Here is a 26,398-nt window from a genome sequence, read left to right as displayed (position 1 = left end):
GCATCCCTGCGACGCGGCTGGGCTCAAGCTTCCTTTATCGCCATTTCCAGGATGCGTTTGTCCGCCCCCTCGACGACGAGGGCGGTCAGCATGCCTGATTGCCAGGCAAGCGTGTCGACATTGACGCGGTTGGGCATCACTTCCGCCTTGGGGACGGGTGTGTGGCCATGCACCACGATCTTCGGCAACAGGCCGGTGTGATCGTGGAAAACGTCGCGGATCCAGATCAGGTCCTGCGGGTTCTGCTTGTCCAGCGGAATGCCTGGCCTGATGCCGGCATGGCAGAAGAAGAAATCGCCGAACGTTAACGAGAACGGCAGCGATCGCAGGAAGTCGACATGGCCTGGTGGCACTGCCTCGAGCAATGCCTGGTGGCCCCGTCTCATCGTCTCCATCTTGCCGAACCAACTGGCGTCGGCGGTCAGCGATACGCCATAGGACAGCGCCGTCTGGACGCCGCCATAGCGCATGAAAAGCCCTTCCGGGTCGGGGGTTCTCAGAAAATCGAGAAAGCCTATGTCATGGTTGCCGGCGAGCATCAGATGGCGCGGATCGCGTTCTCGGGCCTTGATCAGGAAATCGATGACACCTTTGGAGTCCGGCCCGCGGTCGACATAGTCGCCGAGGTGGATCACCCGCCAGTCGCGAGCCGGTTTCCATTCCAGCTCGCTCTCGATCCGCTGGTGCATGGCGGCCAGCAGGTCGAGCCGGCCATGCACGTCGCCTATCGCGTAAAGACGCACACCCTCCGGCCCATGCGCGTCGAGAAAATGGATGCCGGGTTCCGCCAACGCCTCGTGGTCTCCGTGGTCAGGCTGTCACCGGACCCTAACGCCGGAGCTGGTCCTTGCCCATGTCGGTGACCAGACGCTTTCCGCACAGCGCCAGCGTGATGTCCATCTCCTTTCGGATGATTTCCAACGCTTTGGTAACCCCTTCCTTGCCGAGCGCACCGAGGCCGTAGAGAAATGGCCGGCCGATATAAGTGCCCTTGGCGCCGAGGCAGAGCGCCTTCAGCACGTCCTGGCCGGAGCGGATGCCGCCGTCCATATGGACTTCGATCTTGTCGCCGACCGCGTCCGCGATCTCTTCCAGCGCCATGATGGAGGATGACGCGCCATCGAGCTGGCGCCCGCCATGGTTGGAAACCACGATCGCGTCGGCGCCGGTCTTGGCCGCCATCAGCGCATCTTCCTTGTCGAGGATGCCTTTCAGGATCAGCTTGCCGCCCCAGCGCTCCTTGATCCAGGCGACATCCTTCCACGACAGCTGCGGGTCGAACTGCTCCGTCGTCCAGGACGACAGCGAAGAGACGTCGCCGACACCCTTGGCGTGGCCGACGATGTTGCGGAAGGTGCGGCGCTTGGTGGCGGCTATACCCAGGCACCAGCGCGGCTTGCTGGCCAGGTCGATGATGTTGGCGAGCGTCATCTTGGGCGGCGCCGAAAGCCCGTTGCGCACGTCCTTGTGGCGCTGGCCGAGGATCTGCAGGTCGAGCGTCAGCACCAGCGCCGAGCATTTCGCCGCCTTCGCCCGATCGATCAGATCGAGCACGAAATCCTTGTCGCGCAGCACATAGAGCTGGAACCAGAACGGCTTCTTCGTCACCGAGGCGACATCCTCGATCGAGCAGATGCTCATCGTCGACAGGGTGAAAGGCACGCCGAACTCTTCCGCCGCCTGCGCCGCCAGCATCTCGCCATCGGCATGCTGCATGCCGGTCAGGCCGGTCGGCGCCAGCGCCACCGGCATCGACACTTTCTGACCGATCATGGTCGATTCCAGCGAGCGGTTGCTCATGTCGACCAGCACACGCTGGCGGAACTTGATCTTCTGGAAGTCTTCCTCGTTGGCCCGGTAGGTGCTCTCGGTCCAGGCGCCGGAATCGGCATAGTCGAAGAACATCTTGGGCACGCGCCGGCGGGCGAGGTCCTTGAGGTCTGCGATGGTGAGAATGTCGCTCATGATGGTCCCCGCTTGGATCGAATTGACTAAAGCATGATGCCGAAAAGTGTGAAGCGGTTTTCGGATGACATCATGTTCTATGAACGTCTGCGTGCCGGTTCGGTGTCGCAGGCTTCAGAGCGTTGCCGCAGCCTCAGCCGCGACACGCGTTGCCAGTCGCCGCTGCGCTCGGCCTCCGCCATCGACCGCTCGACATAGGTCATGTGGTCCATCGCCGCCTGGCGGGCGCCGGCCGGATCGCCGGCCTTGACCCCGGCATGGATTGCCTTGTGCTGCGCCAGCAGCGCCTCGCGCGCGCCGGGCACGGTGAAGACCAGCAGCCGGTTCTGGAACACGCCTTCCGACAAAAGCCGGTAGCAGGAGCGCAGCGTGTGCAAGAGCAGGATGTTGTGCGCGCATTCGCAGATCGCGTGATGGAATTCGACGTCGATTTCGGCCTCGTCGTCGAAATCGCCGGTGCGATGCGCCTCGTCCATGCGCGCCATGATGCGGTCGAGCAGCGCAAGGTCCTCTGGGGTGGCGCGCCGCGCCGCATATTCGGCGGCTATGCCTTCGATCTCGCGGCGGTATTCCAGATAATCGGTCACCGCCTTGCGATGCATCGAGATCAGGTCCGCCACCGGTTTGGTGAACAGCTGGCCGATAATGTCGGCGACATGGGTGCCGCCGCCGGCCTTGGTCGTCAGCAGCCCGCGCCCTTCCAGCGCCTTCAGCGCATCGCGCAGGATCGGCCGCGACACGTCGAACTGGCGCGCCAGCTCGCGCTCGCCCGGCAGCCGGTCGCCGGTGCGCAGCACGCCTTCGAGGATGAGGCTCTCTATCTGCTGCACCACCTCGTCGGCTGTGCGCGAATGCTCGATCCTGGAAAAAATGTCGCTCAACAGCTGTGCCTGGGAATTGAACCGGTGTCGCGCAGGATAAAGCCTGCGTCGCCAACTGGTCAAATTATTTATCCAATTGGTCGAAGCGGGTCGGTTTCGACGCTCGAAGCTATATCGTCTTCGGCTAAACTTTGCTGTTTGCGTCATCAGCCTATTGGCTCTAGAGGGACGCGAACGCCAAAAGGTCAAGAGAACGAGGGTTCACAGAAACCCGGGGGACAAGCCGTGTCAGACGACCCGTCCAATCTCGAATTCCAGCCGCGCGCCAAGGGCAGCGTCATGGGTTTTCCCGCGCATGAGGGCCGGCCCGGGGCGCTGGGCGAGGTGCATGCAAGGCCGCATCCGCTGATCGAAAAGCCGCGCGTGCTGGTGCAACTCGCCTTCATGACCGAGGGCGGCTCCGGCGTCGACCATGCCGTGCTTTCCGAACTGTCACGGCGTCTCGGCATTGCCGCGCCCGACCGTCAGGCGCGCCATCACGCGATGAAGTGGGGCAAGGGCTCGCTGCGCTGGGAGCGGCATACGGAATTCTCGACCTATCTGTGGGAAGGGCCGCTTTCCGAAAGCGGCAGGACGCAGGAGGATACGCCCTTCGGCAACGGCTTTTCGCCGCCGGGCACCGTCATTTCGGGCATCCGGCTCGAGATCCGCCGATGGACACAGGCGAGCGAAAGGCTGATCGCCGGCTTCGACCCAACCAGCCTGTGCTACTCGCTGGTCGAGCGCGGCAATGCGGCCATCGTCACCGATTTCCGCCAGGATGGCGACGGCATGACCCGCATCCTGGTGCTCGACCGCGGCTTGACGCCGGCGCGCACCGGCGCGCTGTCGCAACGGCTGATCGACATCGAAACCTACCGCACGCTGGCCATGCTCGGCCTGCCGCTGGCGCTGACCTTGTCCGGGCGTGCCCGCCGCATCGAGGACAGGCTGGCCCAGACCACTCTGGAGATGAAGATCGCCGCGACCCGCGACAGCCAGACGTTGCTCGCCGACCTGACGGAACTGGCGGCCGAGTTGGAAGCAGACGCCGCCTCCAGCCTTTATCGCTTCGGCGCCAGCCGCGCCTATGACGGCATTGTCGTCGAACGACTGGAGGCGCTCGAGGAAGAGGCCGTGCCTGGCTACGACACCTGGGGCGGCTTCCTGCAGCGGCGCGTAGCCCCGGCCATGCGTACCTGCCGTTCGGTCGAGGAGCGCCAAGCCAATCTGTCGCGCAAGCTGACCCGCGCCACGACGCTGCTGCGCACCTGGGTCGATGTCGAGGTCGAGAAGCAGAACCGCGACCTGCTCGCCTCGATGAATAACCGCGCCCGCCTGCAACTGCGTCTGCAGCAGACCGTCGAAGGCCTCTCGGTCGCCGCCGTCTCCTACTATGTCGTCGGCCTCATCGGCTATGTCGCCAAAGGCGCCTCGATCTTCGGCCATGCCTTTGCGCCGGAGGTCGTCACCGCCGCCTCGGTGCCGGTCGCCATCCTGCTGGTCTGGTGGGCTGTGCGCCGCGTGCGCCGGATGCATTCCGAACCGGCGAAGCATCCCGGCGAATAGCGGCAGATTGCCGCTGCGGAAGCTTGTCCCGACCTTGATGCCGGAGGCCGCATCACCGCAGCGTTTGCAAAGAATGCGCCTCGCTGGTAAAAGATTTTGACCAGTCAAGCAAAATGGGGCTGCTGATGTCCGGCCTGGCCATGCCGAAACCAGACGACGCCACGCTGCGCCGGCGCGACGAGATCGTCGCCGACATGCGCATCATCGCGCCGGGCGAGGGCGTCGTCGACGCGACCAATCAGATGCGCGCCTTCGAGAGCGATGGGCTGACCGCCTATCGCCAGCTGCCGCTGGTGGTCGTGTTGCCCGAAACGGTGGCACAGGTTTCGCGTGTGCTGAAATACTGCAATGACCGCAACATCCGCGTCGTGCCGCGCGGCTCCGGCACCTCGCTGTCGGGCGGCGCGCTGCCGCTCGAGGACGCGGTGCTGCTGGTCATGAGCCGCTTCAACCGCATCCTGACGATCGACTTCCCCAATCGCATCGTCGTTGCCCAACCAGGCGTGACCAATCTCGGCATCACCACCGCCGTCGAGCAGGAGGGCTTTTATTACGCCCCCGATCCATCCTCCCAGATCGCCTGCTCGATCGGCGGCAACGTCGCTGAGAATTCCGGCGGCGTGCACTGCCTGAAATACGGCCTCACCGCCAACAATGTGCTCGGCATCGAGATGGTGCTGATGAACGGCGAGGTGGTGCGGCTGGGCGGCAGCCATCTCGACGCCGAAGGCTACGACCTGCTTGGCGTCATGACCGGTTCGGAAGGCCTGCTAGGCGTCGTCACCGAGGTCACGGTCCGCATCCTGAAGAAACCGGAGACGGCGCGTGCGCTGCTGATCGGCTTCCCGACCAGCGAGCAGGGCGGCCAATGCGTTGCCGACATCATCGGCGCCGGCATCATTCCGGGCGGCATGGAAATGATGGACCGCCCGGCGATCCACGCGGCCGAAGATTTCGTCCATGCCGGCTATCCCCTCGATGTCGAGGCGCTGCTGATCGTCGAACTCGACGGGCCGGGCGTCGAGGTCGACCATTTGATCGGTCTGGTCGAGGCGATCGCCTACAAGAACGGCTCGACCACCTGTCGCATCTCGCAGTCCGAGCAGGAGCGGCTGAGCTTCTGGGCCGGCCGCAAGGCAGCCTTCCCGGCAGTCGGCCGCATCTCGCCCGACTATTACTGCATGGACGGCACCATCCCGCGCAAGGAACTGCCGCGCGTGCTGGCCGGCATGCGCGAGCTGTCGGAAAAATACGGGCTCGGCGTCGCCAATGTCTTCCACGCCGGCGACGGCAATCTGCACCCGCTGATCCTCTACGATGCCAATGTGCCTGGTGAACTCGACAAGGCCGAAAGTTTCGGCGCCGACATATTGCGGCTCTGCGTCAAGGTCGGCGGCGTGCTGACAGGCGAACACGGAGTGGGGGTCGAGAAGCGCGACCTGATGCCGGAAATGTTCAACCAGGTCGATCTCGACCAGCAGATGCGCGTCAAATGCGCCTTTGATCCCAACCATCTGCTCAATCCGGGCAAGGTTTTTCCGCAACTGCGCCGCTGTGCGGAGCTTGGGCGCATGCATGTGCACCGGGGGCAGGTGGCGTTTCCGGATATTCCGAGGTTTTGAAGATGGCCTATCAGAACGGGGGTTCCTCGCCCCCGCAAAGCGGGGGAGAGGAACTAGGATAGGCCATGACCACCTTCACCCCAACTACCTCCGATGAAGTCCTCTCCTCCGTAGCCTGGGCCGTGGCGGAAGAGTCACCACTCGAAATTCTCGGTCACGGCTCCAAGCGCGGCATTGGCCGTCCGCTGCAGACGGAACACACGCTCGACCTGTCGAAACTCACCGGCGTCACCCTTTATGAACCCGCCGAGCTGGTGCTGTCGGCAAAAGCCGGCACGCCGCTGGCCGAGATCGAGAAGCTGCTGGCGGAAAACGACCAGCAACTGGCGTTCGAGCCGATGGATTATGGCCCGCTGTTCGGCGGCGAGCCCGGCAAAGGCACGATCGGTGGCGTGCTTGGCGCCAACCTCTCCGGTCCGCGCCGCCTCAAGGCAGGTGCTGCGCGCGATCATATCCTCGGCATCAATGTCGTCTCCGGCCGGGGCGAGGCCTTCAAATCCGGTGGCCGCGTGGTCAAGAACGTCACCGGCTACGACATGTCGAAGCTGATGGCTAACAGCTGGGGCTCGCTGGCCGTTTTCACCGACGTCACCTTCAAGGTGCTGCCGTCAGCCGAAACCGAAGTCACGCTCGCCATCCGTGGCTTGCTCGACGATGCGGCCGCAGCCGCCATGGCCTTGGCGCTCGGCTCGAGTGCTGAAGTGTCGAGCGCTGCCCATCTGCCGGAGCGCATCGCCGCGCGTGTCGCCGGCGGCGCCCTCGGCAGCGATGCGGCCACGCTACTCCGCGTCGAAGGTTTTGGTCCGTCCGTCGCCTATCGCATCGCCGCGCTGAAGACCTTGCTCCGCAATGCCGGCCCGCTGGAGGAAATCTCAGGCGAGGCCTCGCAGCTCATCTGGCGCGATGTGCGCGATGTCAGGCCCTTCGCCGACGGCAGCGAAAAGCCGGTCTGGCGCGTGTCGATGACGCCTGCCCAGGGCCATCAGATGGTTCTGACACTGCGTATGCAAGCCGCCGTCAGCGCGTTCTATGATTGGCAGGGTGGGCTGGTGTGGCTGCGCATGGAAGAGGGTGGCCCTGAAGCTGCTTTGCTGCGCGGGTTGCTGCGCAAACATGGCGGCGGGCATGCGACGCTGGTGCGCGCCGCACCCGCCCATCGCGCCGCTTTGCCTGTCTTCGAGCCGCAGGCGCCGGCGCTGGCCGCGCTCAGCCAGCGGCTGAAGCAGGAATTCGACCCGAAGAACATCCTCAATCCCGGCCGCATGGCCTAGGACATCAGCGATGCAGACCAATTTCTCATCCGCCCAGCTTGCCGATCCGCATGTCGCGGAATCGGAAAAGATCCTGCGCAAATGCGTGCATTGCGGCTTCTGCACCGCCACCTGCCCGACCTATGTGACATTGGGCAACGAATTGGATTCGCCCCGCGGGCGCATCTACCTGATCAAGGACATGCTGGAAAACGGCCGCCCGGCCGACAAGGAGATCGTCACCCATATCGACCGCTGCCTGTCGTGCCTCGCCTGCATGACGACCTGCCCGTCGGGCGTCAACTACATGCATCTGGTCGACCACGCGCGTGCCCATATCCAGGAAACCTACAGACGGCCGCTGCTCGACCGCCTGACCCGCGCCATGCTGGCTTTCGTGCTGCCCTTTCCCTCGCGCTTTCGCGCCGCACTCAAACTGGCGAAACTGGGCAAGCCGTTCATCGGCGTCTTCGAAAAAGTCCCGGCCCTAAAACCGCTCGGCGCCATGCTCAAGCTCGCGCCGGCCTCGATCCCGGCAGCCTCGCCGATGGCCACGCCGGGCGTCCATGTCGGGCAGGGGGTAAAAAAGGGCCGGGTCGCCATCCTCACCGGCTGCGCGCAATCGGTGCTTGATCCCGCCATCAACGACACGACGATCTCACTGCTCACACGCCTCGGCGTCGAGGTGGTGGTACCGCCGGGCGAGGGCTGCTGCGGCGCATTGGTCCATCATATGGGGCGGGAGCAGGCAGCCCTTGCCTCGGCGAGACAAAATGTCGACGCCTGGACGCGCGCCATCGATCAGGGCGGGCTCGATGCCATCATCATCACCGCGTCCGGCTGTGGCACGACGATCAAGGATTATGGCTTCATGCTGCGGCTCGATCCGGCCTATGCCGACAAGGCCGCGCGCGTCTCGGCGCTGGCCAAGGACATCACCGAATATCTGGCCGCTTTCGACATGCCCGAGCCGGTGCGCAAGCCCGGCACCATCGTTGCCTATCACTCGGCATGTTCCATGCAGCACGGCCAGAAGATCACGCGCCAGCCGAAGGAACTGCTGGCCAAAGCCGGCTTCATCGTGCGCGAGCCGCGCGAGGGCCATCTGTGCTGCGGTTCGGCCGGCACCTACAACATTCTGCAGCCCGAAATTTCGGCAAAACTGCGCGACCGCAAGGTGAAAAACATCGAGGCGACGGGCGCTTCGATCGTCGCCACCGGCAACATCGGCTGCATCACGCAGATCGCGTCCGCCGCGAAGCTGCCCGTGGTGCACACGATCAAGCTGCTGGACTGGGCGTATGGTGGACCGAAGCCGGAAGGCGTCTCCGAGGGCAACCTGATAGCGGCTGAGTAGCGTGGCGTTGCCGCTGTCAGAGTTACGGCAATCCCCCTCATCTGGCCGGTTCGCGGCCACCTTCTCCCCGCTGGGGAGAAGGTGGAAGCGCTGGCGCTCGTAGTCTCCTCTCCCCCTCGGGGAGAGGTCAGCCGAGCGAAGCGGAGGCTGGGTGAGGGGCCTTGGCGCGGCCCTATCTTATTCCGCCGCGAGCCTGTCCGCCGTGCCATAAGTCGCCTCATAGAGCGCGCGCTGGCGGCTGAGCGCCACCATCGTGTTGCGCAGCAGGATCGCCACCGTGATCGGACCGACGCCGCCCGGCACCGGCGTGATCCACGAGGCGACCTCGCGCACGCTTTCAGTGTCGACATCGCCGACGATGCGGCTCGTGCCGTCCGGGCCGATCTCCGAATTGATGCCGATGTCGATGACGGCGGCACCGGGCTTGACCATGTCGGCCTTGATCAGCCGTGGCTTGCCGACGGCAACGAATAGCGCGTCGGCACGGCGCGCATGGGCTGCGACCGATCGCGTCATGTGATGGCAGACCGTCACCGTCGCGCCTTCGCTCATCAACAGGAAGGCGATCGGCTTGCCGACGATTTCCGAATGGCCGACGATGACGACTTCCAGCCCCTTGAGATCGAGCCCGGTCTCCTTGAGCAGTTCGACCGAGGCGGCCGCCGTGCAGGGCGCCAGATCGAGCTGGTTGTAGACGATGTTGCCGATCGAGGCCGGGTGCATGCCTTCGACATCCTTGAGCGGATGCACGGCCGCCTGCAGCGTCCTGATCGGGATATGCCCAGGCACCGGCCGCTGGATGATGATGCCGGTGACACGCGGATCGGCGTTCAGGCCATGGATGGCCGCCTCCAGTTCACCTGACGTGATGGTGGCGGGGAAACGCCGTTCCTCGAAATCGATGCCGGCAAGCTGAGCCTTGGCGCGCTGGTTGCGCACATAGACGTCGACCGCATCGGTGTCGCCGACGGTGATCGAGATCAGCTTGGGCGAAAAACCCTCGGCTTTGGCAATTGCCGCATCCTCGCGCACGGCGGCGATGATGCGCTGGGCTACCGGGCCGCCCTTGAGATAGCGGCTGTCGTCGGACAGGGACATGGGGGTGGACTCTTTTTCTTGCGTTGGCGCCGACATAGCAAAAGACCGTCGAAAATGGCAGCACGAAAGCGAACCGCCATGCCTTTTGCGCGACGCAACGACGCGGGGCCATGTCGCAGGCACTGGACGCCGATCAAAAAAGAAGGGCAGCGCGGTTTCCCGTGCTGCCCTTCTTGACCGACCGCATCCCCATACGGCCCGTCCCCCGTTATTCCTTCCGACCTCGGGAAACGATGTGTTTCCCGATCAGGTGATTCGCGAAAACTATATCACCTCGACCGTGGTTCCGACATTGACCCGTTCATAGAGGTCGACCACGTCTTCGTTGCGCATGCGGATGCAGCCTGACGACACCGCGCCGCCGATCGTCCAGGGCTGGTTGGTGCCGTGGATACGATATTCGGTGGTGCCGATGTAGAGCGCGCGGGCGCCGAGCGGGTTCTCCATGCCGCCGGCCAGATAGGTCGGCAGATAGCGGCCCTTGGCGGCCTCGCGCTTGATCATCTCCGCCGGCGGACGCCAGTCCGGCCACTCGCGCTTGTTGGTGATCTTGTGGGTGCCCGACCACTCGAAGCCGGGCTTGCCGGTGCCGACGCCATAGCGCCGTGCCTTGCCGTTCTTCTCGATGAGAAAGAGGAAATTCTGCGTCGTGTCGATGACGATCGTGCCCGGCTTCTGCGGGCCGTCATAGGCGACTTCCTGCGGAAGGTAGATCGGGTTGATCTGCGGGCGCATGACCATGCGCTTGGCCGGCGCCTGTACGGCCGCCGTCTGCACGCGGTCCGGCTGCGCCGGTTGCGCATAGCGCAGGCGCGGCTGCTGCACGACTTGGCGATTCTGCCGTACGATGCCGGGCGCATTGCCAAGCTGCAGCACCCAGGGGGCGGAAAGGTCGGGGCTCACCATCACCGGCGGCCTGTCGGCATAACGGTCGCCAGCGGCGGAAGGTGTGACGCCGGCAAACACTGCCACGGCGCCGAGCACGGAAAACAAAACTCTCTTCATCGGGAACGCACCTTGATCGTCTTGATACAACCGGGTGGAAACGACGCCCGGTTCAGCGATCATTGGCGTGCAAGCAGCAACCGAAACATGAATCGGAATGCGTAAAATGCGGAAGTGTCAGTAAACCTTTTGGTGTGGTTACCGCCGGGTTCAGGAATCTGGTAAAGCCACAGTAAATGCAGCGCAAAAGCGCGTTAACGGATGGATTTTTGCGAATGAGCAATGAAAACACCGGCCTGCTTGCCGGTCCCGACGGTGTCGCGCGCTGCTTCTGGCACGGCAACCTGCCCGACTATCTACACTATCATGATCATGAATGGGGCCGGCCGGTGGCCGACGACCGCAGGCTGTTCGAAAAGATCTGCCTCGAAGGGTTTCAGTCGGGACTGTCGTGGCTGACCATTTTGCGCAAGCGCGAGAATTTTCGCGAGGCCTTCGCCGGCTTCGACTTCGACAAGGTCGCCGCTTTCACCGACAAGGATATCGAGCGCCTGCTCGGCAATGCCGGCATCATCCGTCATCGCGGCAAGATCGTCTCGACCATCAACAACGCCAAACGCGCGCGCGAAATGGTCGATGAGTTCGGCTCGCTCGCCGCCTGGTTCTGGAGGTTCGAACCCGGCAAGGACGAGAGGCCCAGGATCGTCGACCTCGCGCATCTGCGCGCCAACCCGACGACGGCGGTTTCGACCCGGATTTCGAAGGAATTGAAGAAGCGCGGCTGGAGTTTTGTCGGCCCGACCACGGTCTACGCCTTTATGCAGGCCATGGGCCTGGTCAACGACCATCTCGAGGGCTGTGTCTGCCGCAAGCAGGTCGAGAAGGAGAGGAAGGCTTTCAAACGACCGAAATAGGGCTCATTTCTCGAACCGTCCCTTGTGTCCGCTGCCATTGATGTCCCACACCAGGCTGCGGCCGGAAATGGTCAGCACCAGTCCGCCAAGACCGCTGTCGTCGGGCATGTGGTCCGTTGATGCCGAACTGCGGCCGGCCGGAATGACCTCGACGGTCGATCCCTTCTTCACCCAGCAGCCCTTGCCGTACTGGTCGTTGGCGCCGTAGGCCAGCATGAACTCGAAGCTGCCGTCTTTCCTGAGCAGCAGTTCGGAGCCGACCTCCATGACGCCACGCGATAGTAGTGCCCGGCAAGGCCGGCTTCGCCCGCCTTGCAGCCGCCGGCACTGGCCGGATTGGCTAACCCGAGTAAAAATGCGCAGCCAAGCGCATATGCGTAGCCACTCGCATGCTCAATCCCCCGATCAAGAAAATATGGAAAGAAGTTTCAGGTGCCGTTGACGCTGGCCAGGAACAGTCCGGCGACGATCGCCGCCACCGTGGCCACGGTCGGATAAATCACCAGCAGGCCGGTCACCAGCGCATCGCGCAGGGAAGACCCCTTGCCGGTGTCTTCAGGTACATCGAACGGTCCGGCAGCCTGGCCAACCATTTTCGGCGCATGGGTGCCGGCCGGACGCAGGCGTGCTGGCAACGCGCCGGCATCGCTGTTGGCATGGAATTTCACTGCGCTGGTCATGTCCCGAACCCCTTCATATCCTGCGCTATATCGGTTGCGATTGTGTCGGCACGATGCCGTGCTGATGGCGGGATTGTTTCATTTTCGGCGCGTTTCTGTTTCAAGGTGGTTCGACTCCTCCTGTTCTCACCGGGCATGGTGCGAGGTGCCGACCCTTGCCGCTCCCGGCTGCATCGGTTAGGAAACGCGCGCTGCGGAATGGGAAATTTCCTATCCACGCAGCGCCACGAAACACCGGGTGCTCATCTCATGGCCGACAAATCGGAAAAGACGAAAGCGCGGCTGCCGCGCGGTTTTGCCGACCGCAGCGCCGAGGACATCCGCGCCGTCGAGAAGATGATGACGACGATCCGCTCGGTCTATGAGCTTTATGGTTTCGAACCGGCCGACCAGCCGTTGATCGAATACACCGATGCGCTGGGAAAATTCCTGCCCGACCAGGACCGGCCGAACGAAGGCGTGTTCTCCTTCCAGGACGATGACGAGCAGTGGCTGTCGCTGCGCTACGACCTGACCGCGCCGACGGCGCGCTTTGTCGCCGAGAATTACGAGCGCCTGCCGAAACCCTATCGCAGCTACCGCTCCGGCTGGGTGTTCCGCAACGAGAAGCCCGGCCCCGGCCGCTTCCGCCAGTTCATGCAGTTCGACGCCGACACGATCGGCACGCCGGGCGTCGCCGCCGACGCCGAAATGGCGATGATGATGGCCGACGTCATGGAAGCGCTCGGCATCAAGCGCGGCGACTACGTCATCCGCGTCAACAACCGCAAGGTGCTGGACGGCGTGTTGGAAGCAATCGGTCTTGGCGGCGAGGAGAACGCCGGACGCCGGCTGACGGTGCTGCGCGCGATCGACAAGCTGGACAAGCTCGGGGCGGAAGGCGTGAGGCTTCTTCTTGGGCCGGGGCGCTGGGATGGCGGCAAGGAAGGCGAGGGCGACTTCGCCAAGGGCGCTGGGTTGAACAATGGGCAAGCCGAGGCCGTTCTTCAAGCAACTGCGAGAACTATACAGGCCGGCCAGGATTCCAGCGTCAATTCGAACGCGACCTACCAGGAAGGCGTCAGCGAATTGGCGACAATCGAAGCCCTGGTCCGGGCGGCGGGATACGGTGAAGATCGCATCGCCATGGACCGCTCGGTGGTGCGTGGTCTCGAATATTACACCGGCCCCGTCCTTGAGGCCGAACTGCTGGCGGAAATCCCCAATGAGGATGGCCAGATCGTGCGCTTCGGCTCGGTCGGCGGCGGCGGTCGCTATGACGGTCTGGTCTCGCGCTTCCGTAGCGAGCCGGTGCCGGCGACGGGTTTCTCCATCGGCGTCAGCAGGTTGATGACGGCGCTGAAGAACCTCGGCAAGCTTGACAGCACTGATGTGATCGCGCCGGTCGTCGTGCTGGTGATGGACAAGGACACCGATAGCCTCGGCCGCTACCAGAAAATGGTCGGCAAACTGCGCGCCGCCGGCATCCGGTCCGAAATGTATCTCGGCGGCGCCGGCATGAAGGCGCAGCTCAAATATGCCGACCGGCGAAACTGCCCGGTCGCAATCATCCAGGGCGGTGACGAGCGCGCCAAGGGCGAGCTGCAGATCAAGGACCTGATCGAAGGCGCGCGCATGTCGGCGGAAATCACCGACAACGCCGAATGGCGCGCCGCGCGCCCAGCGCAGGTGACGGTGGCGGAAAGCGAATTGGTTGCCGAGGTGAAGAAGATCCTGGCGGCGCAGGCTGCTGATCGCGCGAAATAAGAGCTCGGCCAGTGACCTCCCGCTACCCCGCCATCGCAGCCGACATCACTGGCCTCTTCGCTACCCGCAACACGCTCGCGGTCGAGGTCGCCATCCTGCAGCCGGCGGACCCGTTCCTCGACATGGCCGGCGAGGATTTGCGCCGCCGCATCTTCCTCACCGAAAGCGAGACCGGGCAGACACTCTGCCTGCGGCCGGAATTCACCATTCCGGTCTGTCTCGACCACATAAGTTCGCAGGCCGGCACGCCGCGCCGTTATTCCTATCTCGGCGAGGTGTTTCGCCAGCGCCGCGAAGGCGGCAACGAATTCTTCCAGGCCGGTATCGAGGATCTCGGCGACCGCGATACGGCTGAAGCCGATGCCCGCTCCGTGGCCGACGCGCATGCGCTGCTGTCGCTGGTGCTGCCGGGCCAGGCGCTGGCGGTTACCCTTGGCGACCAGGGCATCTTCGAAGCAGTGCTGGCGGCGCTTGGCCTGCCGCGCGGCTGGCGCATGCGGCTGGCGCGTGCCTTCGGCTCGGCGCCCATGTTGCAGGCGGCACTTGCGGACCTCGCCAACCCACCGCGCAACGGCCAGCTTGCCGGCGAGGTTGCGGCGCTTGTCCTCGATGGTGATCTTGAAGGTCTTTCCGCCCACATCGCCGGCGGCATGGAGGAGGCCGGCCTGTCGGCATCCGGCGGGCGCTCGCCCACAGACATCGCGCGGCGATTGATCGAGAAAGCCGAATTGCGCAGCGTACGGCTGTCCAACGAGGCCTTCGCGGCGTTGAAGAATTTCCTGGCGATCGACGTGCCGCTCGATGGCGCGACGCAGGCGCTGGAGAGCTTCGCCGCTGGAGCCGGGCTTTCCCTGGGCGCCGCACTGGAAAAATTCGCGGCCCGCGCCATGGCGATCGGGGCGCATGGCTTGCCGGCCGGAAAAATCCGCTACGACGCCGCCTTCGGCCGTCCGCTCGATTACTACACGGGTGTGGTCTTTGAAATCGCGGTGCAGGATGGCGAGCGTCCCCTGGCCGGCGGCGGCCGCTACGACCGGCTGCTGACGCTGCTTGGCGCCAAGACCGCCATTCCCGGCGTCGGTTTTTCCGTCTGGCTCGACCGCATCGAAGCGTTGCGGGAGACGGCACCATGATCACGCTGGCGATCCCGTCGAAAGGCCGGCTGAAAGAACAGGCGCTGGAAGTGCTGGCCAAAGCCGGCCTCGCCATCAGCCTGCCCGGCGACGAGCGCAAATATCACGCCCGCGTCGAGGGGCTGGATAATGTCGAGGTCGCCTTCCTGTCGGCTTCGGAAATATCGGGCGAGATCGGCCAGGGCGCGGTCGATCTCGGCATCACCGGCGAGGACCTGGTCCGGGAAAACCTCGCCGACTGGGAAGCCCGCGCCGAAATTGTTGCCCGTCTCGGCTTCGGCCACGCCGATGTTGTGGTGGCGGTGCCCGAAATCTGGCTCGATGTCGACACCATGGCCGATCTCGACGACGTCGCCGCCGATTTCCGCCAGCGCCATGGCAGGCGGCTGCGCATCGCCACCAAATACTGGCGGCTGACGCAGCAATTCTTTTCGCAAAAGCACGGCATCCAGGTCTATCGCATTGTCGAGAGCTTGGGTGCCACCGAAGGCGCGCCGGCGGCGGGACTTGCCGACGTCATCGTCGACATCACCAGCACCGGCTCGACGCTGCGCGCCAACCACCTCAAGGTGCTGGGTGATGGCGTTGTGCTGAAGTCGCAGGGCTGTCTGGTGGCGTCGAAGAAAGCTCGCCCCGCAGGCGACGAAGCCATCTTGCGCGACATTGTCAAGAAGATGAGCGCCCTCCCTCTTCCATGAGGGGAGGGTGCCTCGCGAAGCGAGGCGGGTGGGGTCGTCCCACGTCGAGCACTGCCGCAAGGACCCCATCCGTCCATCCGCCGTTCGGCGGCTGTCCACCCTCCCCTCGAGGGGGAGGGATCGACCATCGACAGGATTTCCACTGCCTCGCCGGGCTGATAGACTCGGGCGCGCCTGGGAGGAAACAGCGATGCCGGTCAATCTCGACGAGCTGAAGAACGCCACAAATCTGCGCGGCCGCGGCGCGCGCGCCGGCAGCGTCTTTATCGCACCCGTCGATGGCCGGGCGCATGTGTCGGGCGAGCGCAAGGTGCCGTTGCTCGACAAGACAATCCCTGCACTGTTCTCCGACACCGCCAGCAAATACGCCACCCAAGATGCCGCCGTCTTCGTCGGTCAGGACAAGCGCTTCACCTGGAGCGAACTGTCGGACACGGTGGATGCGCTGGCCGCCGGCTTCCTGGCGCTGGGCCTTGAAAAAGGTGACCGCGTCGGCATCTGGTCGCCCAACCGCTGGGAGTGGCTGGTGACGCAATTCGCCACCGCCCGCATCGGCCTGATCCTGGTCAACATCAACCCGGCCTACCGGCTGACCGAACTCGACTATGCGCTGAACAAGGTCGGCTGCAAGGCGCTCGTCACCGCGGCCAGCTTCAAGACCTCGGACTATCTCGGCATGATCGAGACGCTGGCGCCGGAGATCACGAAGGCCGTGCCCGGCAAGCTCAAGGCGCAAAAATTGCCTGATCTGAAGATCGTCATCCGCATGGGCGAGGACAATTCGCCAGGCATGTTCAATTTCGCCGACGTGCTGGCCATGGCCGGCCGCGATGAGCATGACAGCCTCGACCGCATTTCCGAGGGGCTGAAGCCGAACGACGCGATCAACATCCAGTTCACCTCGGGCACGACGGGCGCGCCGAAAGGCGCGACGCTGACGCACCATAACATCGTCAACAACGGCAATTTCGTCACCTCGGCGATCAAGCTTACCGTCGACGACCGGCTCTGCATCCCGGTGCCGCTCTATCACTGCTTCGGCATGTCGATGGGCACGATGGGCTGCGTGTCGAAGGGCGCGACCATGGTTTTCCCGGGCGAGGGCTTCGACCCCGGTGCGACGCTGAAAGCCGTGGCGCAGGAGCGCTGCACCGGCCTCTACGGCGTGCCGACCATGTTCGTCGGCACGCTCGATCATGCCGATTTCGCGACCTTCGACCTTTCCAGCCTGCGCACCGGCATCATGGCCGGCTCGCCATGCCCGATCGAGGTGATGAAGAAAGTGGTATCGCTGATGCACATGTCGGAGGTGACCATCGCCTACGGCATGACCGAGACCAGCCCGGTGTCCTTCCAGAGCGGCGTCGACGATCCCCTGGAAAAGCGCGTCTCTACCGTGGGCCGCGTGCACCCGCATGTCGAGGTCAAGGCCATCGATGCCGACGGCGCCACCGTTGCGGTCGGCGCGCCGGGCGAACTCTGCACACGCGGCTATTCGGTGATGAAGGGCTATTGGGACGACGAGGAGAAGACCCGCGAGGCGATCGACAGCGACGGCTGGATGCACACCGGCGACCTCGCCACCATCGATGGCGAGGGCTATTGCAACATCGTCGGTCGGGTCAAGGACATGGTCATCCGCGGCGGCGAGAACGTCTATCCCAGGGAGGTCGAGGAGTTCCTCTACCGCCATCCCAAGGTCAGGGAGGTGCAGGTGTTCGGCATTCCCGACGCCAAATATGGCGAGGAGCTGTGCGCCTGGATCGTGCTCAAGCCCAACCAGATCGCCACCGAGCAGGAGATCAAGAACTTCTGCGCCGGCCAGATCGCCCACTACAAGATCCCCCGCCACATCCGTTTCCGCACCGAATTGCCGATGACGGTGACCGGCAAGCCGCAGAAGTTTTTGATGCGGGAGGCGATGGTGGCAGAGCTGGGGCTGGTGGCGCAGAAGACGGCGTGAGGGGTGGGCGCCTCGATTTTGTCGTTGCGCTCAATAATGCCAAGGTCGCGCGACCTTGCGGCATCTTCAGGAGCCGCAGGTCGGTGTCCTTTGCCGGAATCGAACGCCGGGCGATGGGCTTGCCGGCTTTGCGATGACTCCCCACAGGCTTTCCGCAAGGTTCGCAGAAACACATGGGGGCTTGAATGACTGGTTTCGGACGATCGGCGATTTCCTACGCTATGCCCCTCGCTGCGCTGGTGATGGCTGTCGCGGTCAGAGCCAGCGGGCTGTCGGTGGACCAGGGTTCGCCGAGCACCAGGATCCTAGTCGGTGCACTGTCGTGTGCGATCATGTTTGTCACCATTTTCGTGGTGCTCGACCACGCCGAGGCGGTAGCTCGGCGGGTAGGGGAGCCGTACGGCACGCTGGTGCTGACGTTTGCCGTAACGGCAATCGAAGTGTCGATCATTGTTTCCATGATGCTGCATGGAGAGAACAACCCGACGCTGGCACGCGAGTCCGTCTTCTCGACGGTGATGATCACATCCACCGGCGTTGTCGGCATGTGTCTCGCGCTTGGCGGCTGGCGTCATCGCAAGCAGGCCATCGTGCGGCAAGGGACCAGTGCCTATCTGGCGGTTCTGGTCGCGCTGACCGTCATGACGCTTATTCTGCCGACCTACACCCAGACCACGGATCCCGGCACGTTTTCGGCAGCCCAACTTGGTTTCGTCAGCGTCCTTTCAGTGCTGCTCTATGCAAGCTTCGTGTTCGCGCAGACCGTCCGCCACCGGGAAGATTTCATCCAGGGACAACCACACGACGTTTCGGTGCGCACTGCCCCTCGCGAGAACATCTCCGCCAGCGCTCTGCTGCTGGTGGCCGGGCTGATCGGAATTGTCATGCTCGCCGAGCAGGTCGCGGCAAGCGTCGAAGATACGCTCGTTGCCTACCAGGTGACCCAGACTGACAGCATTGTCGGGGCAATGATCGCTGGGTTGGTGTTGATGCCGGAGGCCATTTCGGCGGTGCGTGCTTCACTCAACAACGAGCTGCAGCGCGGCTTGAATGTCGCGATGGGTTCGGCTTGCGCCACGATCGGCCTGACAATACCGGCAGTCGCAGTCGCCAGCCTGCTGACGGGGAGAGGACTGACCCTGGGGCTGCCGGCTGCTGATGCGGTCCTTTTGGTCTTGGCGCTTTTCATATGCAATGTAAGCTTCAGCACTGAAAGAACGACGTTCTTGACCGGAATGGTCCATCTTGTAGTATTTTTTACCTATATATTTCTGATATTTATACCATGAAAGCTTTGGTGCAAGCGAAGCGCCAAGGGAGACATCCTTCACTGCCTCAGACCCCGGATTTGAGGTGGTCGATGAAGGCGCGCAGCTTCGGCAGGATCTGGCGCTTGCCGGGATGATAGAGGAAGACGCCTGGCGTCGTCGCGGCGATATTGTCCAGCACCGGCTCGAGTTTTCGCTGGCCTATCGGACCTTCGGCGACGGGTCGAGGGATTTGCGCCAGCCCGATCCCACGCATCGCGGCCCCGAGCAGCGTAGGGTAGTCGTGCGCGATAAGCGGGCCTGAGACCATGGCCTCGATCGCCTCGTTGCCGTCGACGAACGTCCAGGGCGCAATGGCGCCGTTCGAACGGCGCAGGCGCAAGCAGGTATGATGGCGCAAGTCGTCGACACGCTCTGGGCGGCCATGGCGCTCGAGATAGTCAGGACTAGCGACGACAACGAATCGGAACGACGGGGTCAGCCGCACCGCGACCATGTCGGTGGCAATGAACTGGCCAAGACGAATGCCGGCATCGAAGCCGCCGGTCGCCAGATCGACCATCTCGTCGCTCGCGGCGATCTCCAGTTCGACTTCAGGATAGGCCTGGCAGAATGACGCAATCACCGGCTCTAGGATCAACGGCACTACGGCGCGGGGCACCGACAGGCGCAGTAGGCCGGTCGGCCGCTGGCCGATATCACGCGTAGCCTCGCCGGCGGCGACGATTTCCTCGAAGGCAGGGCCGGCACGGTCGAGGAACCGCTGACCGGCCTCGGTCAGGCCGACACTGCGCGTCGTGCGTACAAACAGCGCCGCGCCGATGCGGGCCTCCAGCGCGCGCACCGCCTGGCTCACGGCCGATGGCGTCACACCGAGATCGGCGGCGGCGCGGCGGAAGTTGCGGCGCCTGGCGACGGCCAGGAACACCTCGACGCCCTCCAGTGCCCCGTGCCGCACTGTGTAGCTGTGCTTCATAGGTTGTAGTGATTACAGCGGCTAGTCGAACTATGGAAGCGGGTTTAGGTAATCGCCTGAAGCAAGGGGCCGCGCGCCAGCTGCCGACAGGAGGCCAAATGCCTACGGAAATACTGTTCCAGACCCACCTCGTCCTAGGCTACGTCGCATGGCTGCTTTGCCTCAGCGCGTACATCTGGCCTTGGCTGATCTCGATGGAACGGCTCGCGGCGCAACGCGCCATCGCCACGCTGCACAGCTTCCGCTTCTTCGGGCTCGTCTTCATCCTTCCGGGCGTCGTCAGCCCCGATCTGCCCGCAAGCTTCGCCACCTTTGCCGCCTATGGCGACTTCGCAACCGGGGTGCTGGCCCTGCTGGCGCTGATCACGGTGCGGATACGCCAGCTCTTCTGGCCGTTCGTCGTCGCCTTCAATGTCGTCGGGACGGTCGAACTCATGGTCGACTATTACCACGCCATCCAGGCCGACCTTCCTGCCCATGCGGGGCTGCTGGGCGCGACCTACGCGATCCCGATCATCTACGTGCCGTTGCTGATGATCACGCACATCGCCGCATTCTATATTCTGGTACGACCGCACCAGAACGCGCCTCGCGCCATCACAGGTGATGCGACCGCTTCCTAGCTTATCTGGGAGCGTGAGATGATCGCCAGCCTGAAATCGCCGAGAACCCGCGAGTTACTGTAGCGGGTTCTGTGACGCCTGGTTTCACGCCGCCAGCACCGCCGCACCCAGCCCGCGTACAATCTTCGCCAGTTCCACGCACTCGCCATGCCTTGCATTATTCCGCCGCCAGGCAAGGCAGATCATGCGTTGCGGCATCGGTTCCTGGAACGGCACGATCTTCAGGTCGGGGATTGTGCCGGCAGGGCCTGTCGCCATTTCGGGGATCAGTGTGACGCCGAGCCCATGCGCCACCATTTGCAACAGCGTGGTCAGGCTGGTCGCGCCGTAGCTTGCCATCGCCACCGGCCGCACATTACCGCAGACGGCGAGCGCCTGTTCGCGCAGGCAATGGCCTTCCTCGAGCAGCATCAGCCTTTCCAGCGCCGGGCTTTCGGGCGGCACCGGTGGCGAGGCGAAGGCTGGATCGCCAGCCGGCACGGCGAGGAAGAACCGGTCGGAAAAAAGCGCCTCGGTGACCAGGCCGGGATGGTCGAGCGGAAGGGCTGCGATGAAGGCGTCGAGCTTTCGCGATGCGATATCCTCGACCAGGGCGGCGGTGACCGCCTCGCGCAGTTCGAGCTGCAAGGCGGGGAAATGTTTTTTCAGCTCGGGCAAAGCGCGCGGCAGAAGATAAGGCGCGACGGTTGGGATGATGCCCAGCCGGAAGCGCCCTTCCATGGCCGTGCGGCCGCGCCTCGCCGTCGTTTCGACATCGCGTATGTCGGCCAGGATCCGCTCGATGCGCGGCAACAGCGCTGATGCCTCGTCGGTCATGCGGACCGACTTGCCGCCACGCTCGAACAGCCGGCAGTTCAGCCGCTGCTCCATTTCAGCGATCTGCGAGGACAGCGCCGGCTGGCTGACACCGGCGAGTTTTGCGGCGCGCCCGAAATGCAGCGTCTGCGCCAGCGCGTCGAAATAGTGCATCTGGCGAACGGTCAAGCCTATCATGCGGTCAAGCCTTTCATAAGAAAATCCTATCGAACAGAACAGGAAAGGCAATTTGTTTTTATCGCGAATACGGCCTAGTCTGGAATCATTCCAAGACGGTGCGGCCACTGAGCCCTCCCCCAAATCTTGGCAAATATCAAAATTCGGCAAAATCGGAGACTGAAGATGGACGCGAAAACCGACGACAACAGCGCGGGCAAATGCCCTGTGGCGCATGGATCCGCCGGCCGGGCCAATCGCGACTGGTGGCCGAACCAGCTGAATGTCCAGATCCTGCACCAGCAATCGTCCCTGTCCGACCCGATGGGCGAGGCGTTCGACTATGCCGAGGAATTCAAGAGCCTCGACCTCGACGCCGTCATCAAGGACCTGCATGCGCTGATGACGGATTCGCAGGAATGGTGGCCGGCCGATTTCGGCCATTACGGACCGTTGTTCATCCGCATGGCTTGGCACAGCGCCGGCACCTACCGCATCGCCGACGGCCGCGGCGGCGCCGGGGCCGGCCAGCAGCGCTTCGCGCCGCTCAACAGCTGGCCGGACAACGTCAACCTCGACAAGGCCCGCCGGCTCTTGTGGCCGATCAAGCAGAAATATGGCCGCAAGATCTCCTGGGCCGACCTTATGATCCTGACCGGCAACGTCGCGCTGGAATCGATGGGCTTCAAGACCTTCGGCTTTGCCGGCGGCCGCGCCGATGTGTGGGAGCCCGAGCAGGACGTCTACTGGGGCCCTGAAGGCAAGTGGCTGGCCGACGAGCGCTACAGCGGCGATCGCGACCTGCAGAACCCCCTCGGCGCCGTGCAGATGGGTTTGATCTACGTGAACCCGGAAGGGCCGAACGGCAAGCCTGATCCGCTGGCCTCGGCGCGCGATATCAGGGACACTTTCGCCCGCATGGCCATGAACGACGAGGAAACCGTCGCTCTCATCGCTGGCGGCCACACATTCGGCAAAACCCACGGTGCCGGCGATGCCGCACTGGTCGGTGTGGAGCCGGAAGGCGCTGACATCGAGCAGCAGGGCCTCGGCTGGGCCAACAAGTTCGGCACCGGCAAGGGCGGCGACGCCATCGGCAGCGGCCTGGAAGTGACCTGGACGACGACGCCGACCAAGTGGAGCAACGACTTCTTCGACAATCTGTTCGGCTTCGATTGGGAACTGACCAAGAGCCCGGCCGGCGCGCATCAGTGGACGCCCAAGGGCGGTGCCGGCGCCGGCACCGTGCCCGATGCGCACAATCCGGCCAAGCGCCATGCGCCCGCAATGCTGACCAGCGATCTGGCCCTGCGCTTCGATCCCTCCTACGAGACGATCTCGCGGCGTTTCCATGAGAATCCGGATCAGTTCGCCGACGCCTTCGCCCGCGCCTGGTACAAGCTGACCCACCGCGACATGGGTCCGGTCGTGCGTTATCTCGGCCCGTTGGTGCCCAAGGAAGAACTGCCCTGGCAGGACATCATCCCGGCGGTCGATCATGTGCTGATCGACGAGCAGGACGCGGCGGCCCTCAAGGCAAGGATCCTGGCCTCCTGCCTGTCGGTGTCGCAACTGGTCTCGACGGCATGGGCATCGGCCTCGACCTTCCGTGGTTCCGACAAGCGCGGCGGCGCCAATGGCGCGCGCATCCGCCTCAGCCCGCAGAAGGACTGGGCGATCAACCAGCCGGCCCAACTTGCCAAGGTGCTCGACAAGCTCGAAGCGATCCAGAAGGACTTCAACGCCTCGCAGACCGGCAGCAAGAAGGTCTCGCTTGCCGACCTGATCGTTCTCGGCGGCAATGCGGCAATCGAGAAGGCCGCCGGCCATAGTGTCGAGGTTCCGTTCTGGCCGGGCCGCATGGACGCCTCGCAGGAGCAGACCGACATCCATTCCTTCGCGCCGCTGGAGCCGACCATTGACGGCTTCCGCAACTATGTCAGCGGCACGCAGCGCCAGACGGTAGAGGAGGCGCTGGTCGATCGTGCGCAGTTGCTGACGCTGACCGCGCCTGAGCTGACCGTTCTCGTCGGCGGCCTGCGCGTTCTCGGCGCCAATGCCGGGCAGTCGAAGCATGGCGTCTTCACCACGCAGCCGGAAACGCTGAGCAACGACTTCTTCGTCAACCTGCTCGACATGGGCACGGAGTGGAAGGCGACGTCTGATACCAAGGACGTGTTCGAAGGCCGCGACCGCAAGACCGGCGAAGTCAAGTGGACCGGCACCCGCGCCGACCTGATCTTCGGTTCGCACTCGCAGCTGCGTGCTCTCGCCGAAGTCTATGCGACAGCGGATGCCAAAGCGAAGTTCGCGAAAGACTTCGTCGTGGCCTGGACCAAGGTGATGAACGCCGACCGCTTCGACATCGCCGGCTGATCCGGGCAGGACTCTATCCAAAAAAAAGGCGCGGGCCGTGGCCCGCGCCCTTTTTCATTCAGGCTTTCGAGATCAATCCTTCTCGAAGATGCGCGCCTTGGCGACGACGCCGGCGATGGCGCCGCCGATCAGCGGCGCGACGATGAACAGCCAGAGCTGGCTGAGGGCGGCACCGCCGGTGAACAGCGCCGGGCCGATGGAACGGGCCGGATTGACCGAGGTGCCGGTGACCGGGATCATGGCGAAGTGTAGCCCCGCGAGCGTCAGGCCGATGACCAGGCCGGCAAACGCCGTCGAGTGCTTTTCAGCGGTAACACCGAGGATGACGGTGACGAAGGTGAAGGTGCCGATCAGCTCCCACAGGAAGGCCGAACTCATCCCCCATTTTGCCACGTCCCAGCCATTGGCGCCGAAGCCGGTGGTGTGTCCGCCGGTCTGGCCGGAAACGATGATCCACAGCGCCAGCGAGGCCAGGATGGCGCCGATGACCTGCGCGATCCAATAGGGGATGACGTCCTTGGCCGGCAGCCGGCCGGCGAGGAAGACGCCGAGCGTCACCGCCGGATTGAGATGCGCGCCGGAAATCGGTCCAACCGCATAGGCCGCCGCAATCAGGCCGATGCCGAACGCCAGGCCGATGGCTTCCTGGCCGAGCGGCAGATCGGCGAGGAAGCCGCCCGTCGCCACCGACGCCGTACCGATGAACACCAACAGAAATGTGCCCAAAACTTCCGCAAGATAAGTTTTCATTGCCCTCTCCTCGTAGCGATCCGCCGGTTCGCGTTTTCCGCGCCGCGAATCATGCTGTGAAGAGTATTCCCAACCAAAAAACTTGGAAAGCAGAGCGGTTGCGTCACAGGCCGTGCTTGCAGTCGCCAGTTGATAACATTAGAGACCTTGCATCTGTTGATCGATCTGCTGTTGCCGGCCAGGGATATTGACTGGTCGGGCGGATACGCGGGCCTCGGTCGGGATTGCCGTCGTGAGACGCGAGCGGGGTTCAATCCGGACGTAAAAGGCTCTAAGAGCAGGCGATAGATCATGATTTGATGGAATGATGAATGCGACTGGGCGGACGGCTGGCTGCGGCCATCGAAGTGCTGGAGGACATTGGCCGGCGTCACCGGCCGGTGGCCGATGCGCTGAAGGATTGGGGCCTGTCGCACCGCTTCGCCGGCGGCGGTGATCGTGCGGCGATCGGCAACATCGTCTACGACGCGTTGCGCCACAAGCGCTCCGCCGGCTGGCTGCTCGGCGACGACACGCCGCGCGCCATCGGCTTCGGCGCTTTGCTGCTCGAATGGGGCCAGACGGCGCAGTCGCTCAATGACGCGCTCGACGGTGACAAGTTCGCGCCGCCGCTGCTCAGCGCCGCCGAGCTGCAGACGATCGCCGGCCGCCGGCTTGCCGACGCGCCGTCCGCGGTGCGGGCCGACATACCCGATTGGTGCGAACCGCTTTTCGAACGGGCTTTTGGCGAGACATGGGTCGGCGAGGGCGCGGCGCTGGCGACCCGTCCGCCGCTCGACATCCGGGTCAACACGCTGCAGGCCGATCGCGCCAAGGTCCTCAAGGAGCTTGCCGACACCGGGGCGCAGGCCGCGCGGATCGCGCCGCTCGGCATCCGCATTCCGCCCATCGACGGTGACGGCAGGCACCCGAACGTGCAGTCCGAGCCGGCCTTCCAGAAAGGATGGTTCGAGGTCCAGGACGAGGGCTCGCAAATAGCGGCCGCGCTCGCCGGCGCCGAACCCGGCATGCAGGTGCTCGACTTCTGCGCCGGCGCCGGCGGCAAGACGCTGGCGCTGTCGGCTGCAATGGACAACCGCGGCCAGATCTTTGCCCATGATGCCGAAAAGGCGCGCCTTGCCCCGATCTTCGACCGCATCCGCCGCTCGGAAAACCGCAATGTGCAGGTCGTCACCAAGCAGGCTGAACTCAGCCCCCTCGCCAATCATATGGACATCGTGCTGGTCGACGCACCCTGCACCGGCAGCGGCACCTGGCGGCGCCGTCCCGATGCCAAATGGCGGCTGACGCAAAGACAGCTCGATGCCCGCAAGGGCGAGCAATCGGCGATCCTCGATGCCGCCAAAGTGTATGTCAAACCCGGCGGCCTGCTGGTCTACATCACCTGTTCGGTGTTTGACGAAGAGAATGGCGAGCAGATCGCGGCGTTCCGCGAGCGGCACAAAGGCTTTGCCCCCGTCGATCACCGTGCGTTGTGGAACAATCGTTTTCCAGGTCACGAGGCAGCCGCGCGGATCGGCGCTGCCGGGGATATTTCGTTGTCGCCGGCATTGAGCGGGACTGACGGGTTTTACTTCTGCGCCATGCGCCGGACGAATTGACGCTGCCGTTGACAGCTGGCGACGGCGCCCCA

At 64.1% G+C, this 26,398-nt stretch carries 23 protein-coding genes; 13 read left to right on the top strand and 10 right to left on the bottom strand.

The window, feature by feature from the left end:
• Window positions 1–23: 23 nt before the first annotated feature.
• The 3 genes from HGP13_RS32155 to HGP13_RS32145 form a co-directional block, all read right to left on the bottom strand.
• Window positions 24–791: a metallophosphoesterase gene (locus HGP13_RS32155; protein WP_172233591.1), complete on the bottom strand. Its 768-nt coding sequence runs from the start codon at window positions 789–791 to the stop codon at window positions 24–26.
• A gap of 37 nt (window positions 792–828) precedes the next feature.
• On the bottom strand, window positions 829–1,965 hold the full coding sequence (locus HGP13_RS32150; protein WP_172233589.1) for an alpha-hydroxy acid oxidase: 1,137 nt from the start codon (window positions 1,963–1,965) through the stop codon (window positions 829–831).
• Window positions 1,966–2,042: 77 nt separating this feature from the next.
• Window positions 2,043–2,846 (bottom strand): FCD domain-containing protein, encoded by an 804-nt coding sequence (locus HGP13_RS32145; RefSeq protein WP_172233586.1) that lies wholly within the window; start codon window positions 2,844–2,846, stop codon window positions 2,043–2,045.
• Between the two features lie 225 nt (window positions 2,847–3,071).
• Between HGP13_RS32145 and HGP13_RS32140 the strand changes: the two genes are divergently transcribed.
• The 4 genes from HGP13_RS32140 to glcF all read left to right on the top strand — a co-directional run bounded on the left by HGP13_RS32140 (window position 3,072) and on the right by glcF (window position 8,623).
• Window positions 3,072–4,394 carry a DUF3422 family protein gene (locus HGP13_RS32140; RefSeq protein WP_172233583.1) on the top strand — a complete coding sequence of 441 codons (1,323 nt, stop codon included), beginning with the start codon at window positions 3,072–3,074 and terminating at the stop codon, window positions 4,392–4,394.
• A 125-nt stretch (window positions 4,395–4,519) separates the two neighbouring features.
• Window positions 4,520–6,016, top strand: coding sequence for an FAD-linked oxidase C-terminal domain-containing protein (locus HGP13_RS32135; RefSeq protein ID WP_172233580.1), 1,497 nt, complete (start codon window positions 4,520–4,522; stop codon window positions 6,014–6,016).
• Window positions 6,017–6,081: 65 nt separating this feature from the next.
• Entirely contained in the window at window positions 6,082–7,287 is a 1,206-nt protein-coding gene (locus HGP13_RS32130) for an FAD-binding protein (protein ID WP_172233577.1), read from the top strand.
• 10 nt (window positions 7,288–7,297) lie between these two features.
• Window positions 7,298–8,623 (top strand): glycolate oxidase subunit GlcF, encoded by a 1,326-nt coding sequence (glcF, locus tag HGP13_RS32125; protein WP_172233574.1) that lies wholly within the window; start codon window positions 7,298–7,300, stop codon window positions 8,621–8,623.
• 177 nt (window positions 8,624–8,800) lie between these two features.
• On the opposite strand, the gene HGP13_RS32120 is transcribed toward glcF, so the two are convergent.
• Together HGP13_RS32120 and HGP13_RS32115 are read right to left on the bottom strand one after the other, a co-directional pair.
• Window positions 8,801–9,721 carry a bifunctional 5,10-methylenetetrahydrofolate dehydrogenase/5,10-methenyltetrahydrofolate cyclohydrolase gene (locus HGP13_RS32120; RefSeq protein ID WP_172233571.1) on the bottom strand — a complete coding sequence of 307 codons (921 nt, stop codon included), beginning with the start codon at window positions 9,719–9,721 and terminating at the stop codon, window positions 8,801–8,803.
• A 264-nt stretch (window positions 9,722–9,985) separates the two neighbouring features.
• Window positions 9,986–10,726: a L,D-transpeptidase gene (locus HGP13_RS32115; RefSeq protein WP_172233568.1), complete on the bottom strand. Its 741-nt coding sequence runs from the start codon at window positions 10,724–10,726 to the stop codon at window positions 9,986–9,988.
• A gap of 215 nt (window positions 10,727–10,941) precedes the next feature.
• Between HGP13_RS32115 and HGP13_RS32110 the strand changes: the two genes are divergently transcribed.
• Entirely contained in the window at window positions 10,942–11,580 is a 639-nt protein-coding gene (locus HGP13_RS32110) for a DNA-3-methyladenine glycosylase I (protein ID WP_172233565.1), read from the top strand.
• A gap of 3 nt (window positions 11,581–11,583) precedes the next feature.
• Here HGP13_RS32110 and HGP13_RS32105 read toward each other — a convergent pair whose 3' ends face one another.
• Window positions 11,584–11,847 carry a hypothetical protein gene (locus tag HGP13_RS32105; RefSeq protein WP_246707194.1) on the bottom strand — a complete coding sequence of 88 codons (264 nt, stop codon included), beginning with the start codon at window positions 11,845–11,847 and terminating at the stop codon, window positions 11,584–11,586.
• Window positions 11,848–12,008: 161 nt separating this feature from the next.
• Complete coding sequence (locus HGP13_RS32100) at window positions 12,009–12,260, bottom strand: hypothetical protein (RefSeq protein ID WP_172233562.1); 252 nt, start codon at window positions 12,258–12,260, stop codon at window positions 12,009–12,011.
• 249 nt (window positions 12,261–12,509) lie between these two features.
• Between HGP13_RS32100 and hisS the strand changes: the two genes are divergently transcribed.
• From hisS to HGP13_RS32075, 5 genes are all read left to right on the top strand, one after another.
• Complete coding sequence (gene hisS, locus HGP13_RS32095; protein WP_172233559.1) at window positions 12,510–14,006, top strand: histidine--tRNA ligase; 1,497 nt, start codon at window positions 12,510–12,512, stop codon at window positions 14,004–14,006.
• Between the two features lie 11 nt (window positions 14,007–14,017).
• Complete coding sequence (locus HGP13_RS32090) at window positions 14,018–15,139, top strand: ATP phosphoribosyltransferase regulatory subunit (protein WP_172233556.1); 1,122 nt, start codon at window positions 14,018–14,020, stop codon at window positions 15,137–15,139.
• The gene (gene hisG, locus HGP13_RS32085) at window positions 15,136–15,837 is read left to right on the top strand and encodes an ATP phosphoribosyltransferase (protein ID WP_172233553.1); all 702 of its coding nucleotides are present in this window, start codon (window positions 15,136–15,138) and stop codon (window positions 15,835–15,837) included. Before HGP13_RS32090 ends, hisG begins: the two co-directional genes overlap by 4 nt.
• A gap of 190 nt (window positions 15,838–16,027) precedes the next feature.
• Window positions 16,028–17,800 (top strand): AMP-binding protein, encoded by a 1,773-nt coding sequence (locus HGP13_RS32080; protein ID WP_172233550.1) that lies wholly within the window; start codon window positions 16,028–16,030, stop codon window positions 17,798–17,800.
• Between the two features lie 185 nt (window positions 17,801–17,985).
• Window positions 17,986–19,089 carry a calcium:proton antiporter gene (locus tag HGP13_RS32075; protein WP_172233547.1) on the top strand — a complete coding sequence of 368 codons (1,104 nt, stop codon included), beginning with the start codon at window positions 17,986–17,988 and terminating at the stop codon, window positions 19,087–19,089.
• A 46-nt stretch (window positions 19,090–19,135) separates the two neighbouring features.
• Here HGP13_RS32075 and HGP13_RS32070 read toward each other — a convergent pair whose 3' ends face one another.
• Window positions 19,136–20,044 (bottom strand): LysR family transcriptional regulator, encoded by a 909-nt coding sequence (locus tag HGP13_RS32070; protein WP_172233544.1) that lies wholly within the window; start codon window positions 20,042–20,044, stop codon window positions 19,136–19,138.
• Between the two features lie 98 nt (window positions 20,045–20,142).
• Between HGP13_RS32070 and HGP13_RS32065 the strand changes: the two genes are divergently transcribed.
• Window positions 20,143–20,667, top strand: coding sequence for a hypothetical protein (locus HGP13_RS32065; protein WP_172233541.1), 525 nt, complete (start codon window positions 20,143–20,145; stop codon window positions 20,665–20,667).
• Between the two features lie 84 nt (window positions 20,668–20,751).
• Here the strand turns inward: HGP13_RS32065 and HGP13_RS32060 are convergent, their stop codons facing one another.
• A complete protein-coding gene (locus HGP13_RS32060) occupies window positions 20,752–21,660 on the bottom strand; it encodes a hydrogen peroxide-inducible genes activator (RefSeq protein ID WP_172233538.1) in 909 nt (302 codons plus the stop codon).
• Between the two features lie 165 nt (window positions 21,661–21,825).
• Between HGP13_RS32060 and katG the strand changes: the two genes are divergently transcribed.
• Window positions 21,826–24,015, top strand: a complete 2,190-nt coding sequence (gene katG / locus HGP13_RS32055; RefSeq protein WP_172233535.1) for a catalase/peroxidase HPI — start codon at window positions 21,826–21,828, stop codon at window positions 24,013–24,015.
• A 72-nt stretch (window positions 24,016–24,087) separates the two neighbouring features.
• Here the strand turns inward: katG and HGP13_RS32050 are convergent, their stop codons facing one another.
• Window positions 24,088–24,765: an MIP family channel protein gene (locus HGP13_RS32050; RefSeq protein ID WP_112562434.1), complete on the bottom strand. Its 678-nt coding sequence runs from the start codon at window positions 24,763–24,765 to the stop codon at window positions 24,088–24,090.
• 311 nt (window positions 24,766–25,076) lie between these two features.
• Between HGP13_RS32050 and HGP13_RS32045 the strand changes: the two genes are divergently transcribed.
• Window positions 25,077–26,366 (top strand): RsmB/NOP family class I SAM-dependent RNA methyltransferase, encoded by a 1,290-nt coding sequence (locus HGP13_RS32045; RefSeq protein WP_172233532.1) that lies wholly within the window; start codon window positions 25,077–25,079, stop codon window positions 26,364–26,366.
• Window positions 26,367–26,398 lie beyond the last annotated feature (32 nt).

The sequence above is a fragment of the Mesorhizobium sp. NZP2077 genome (genome assembly GCF_013170805.1).
Lineage (GTDB): Bacteria > Pseudomonadota > Alphaproteobacteria > Rhizobiales > Rhizobiaceae > Mesorhizobium.
Note: the sequence above shows the minus strand (reverse complement) of the source record. Positions and strands in the feature narration are given on the sequence as shown.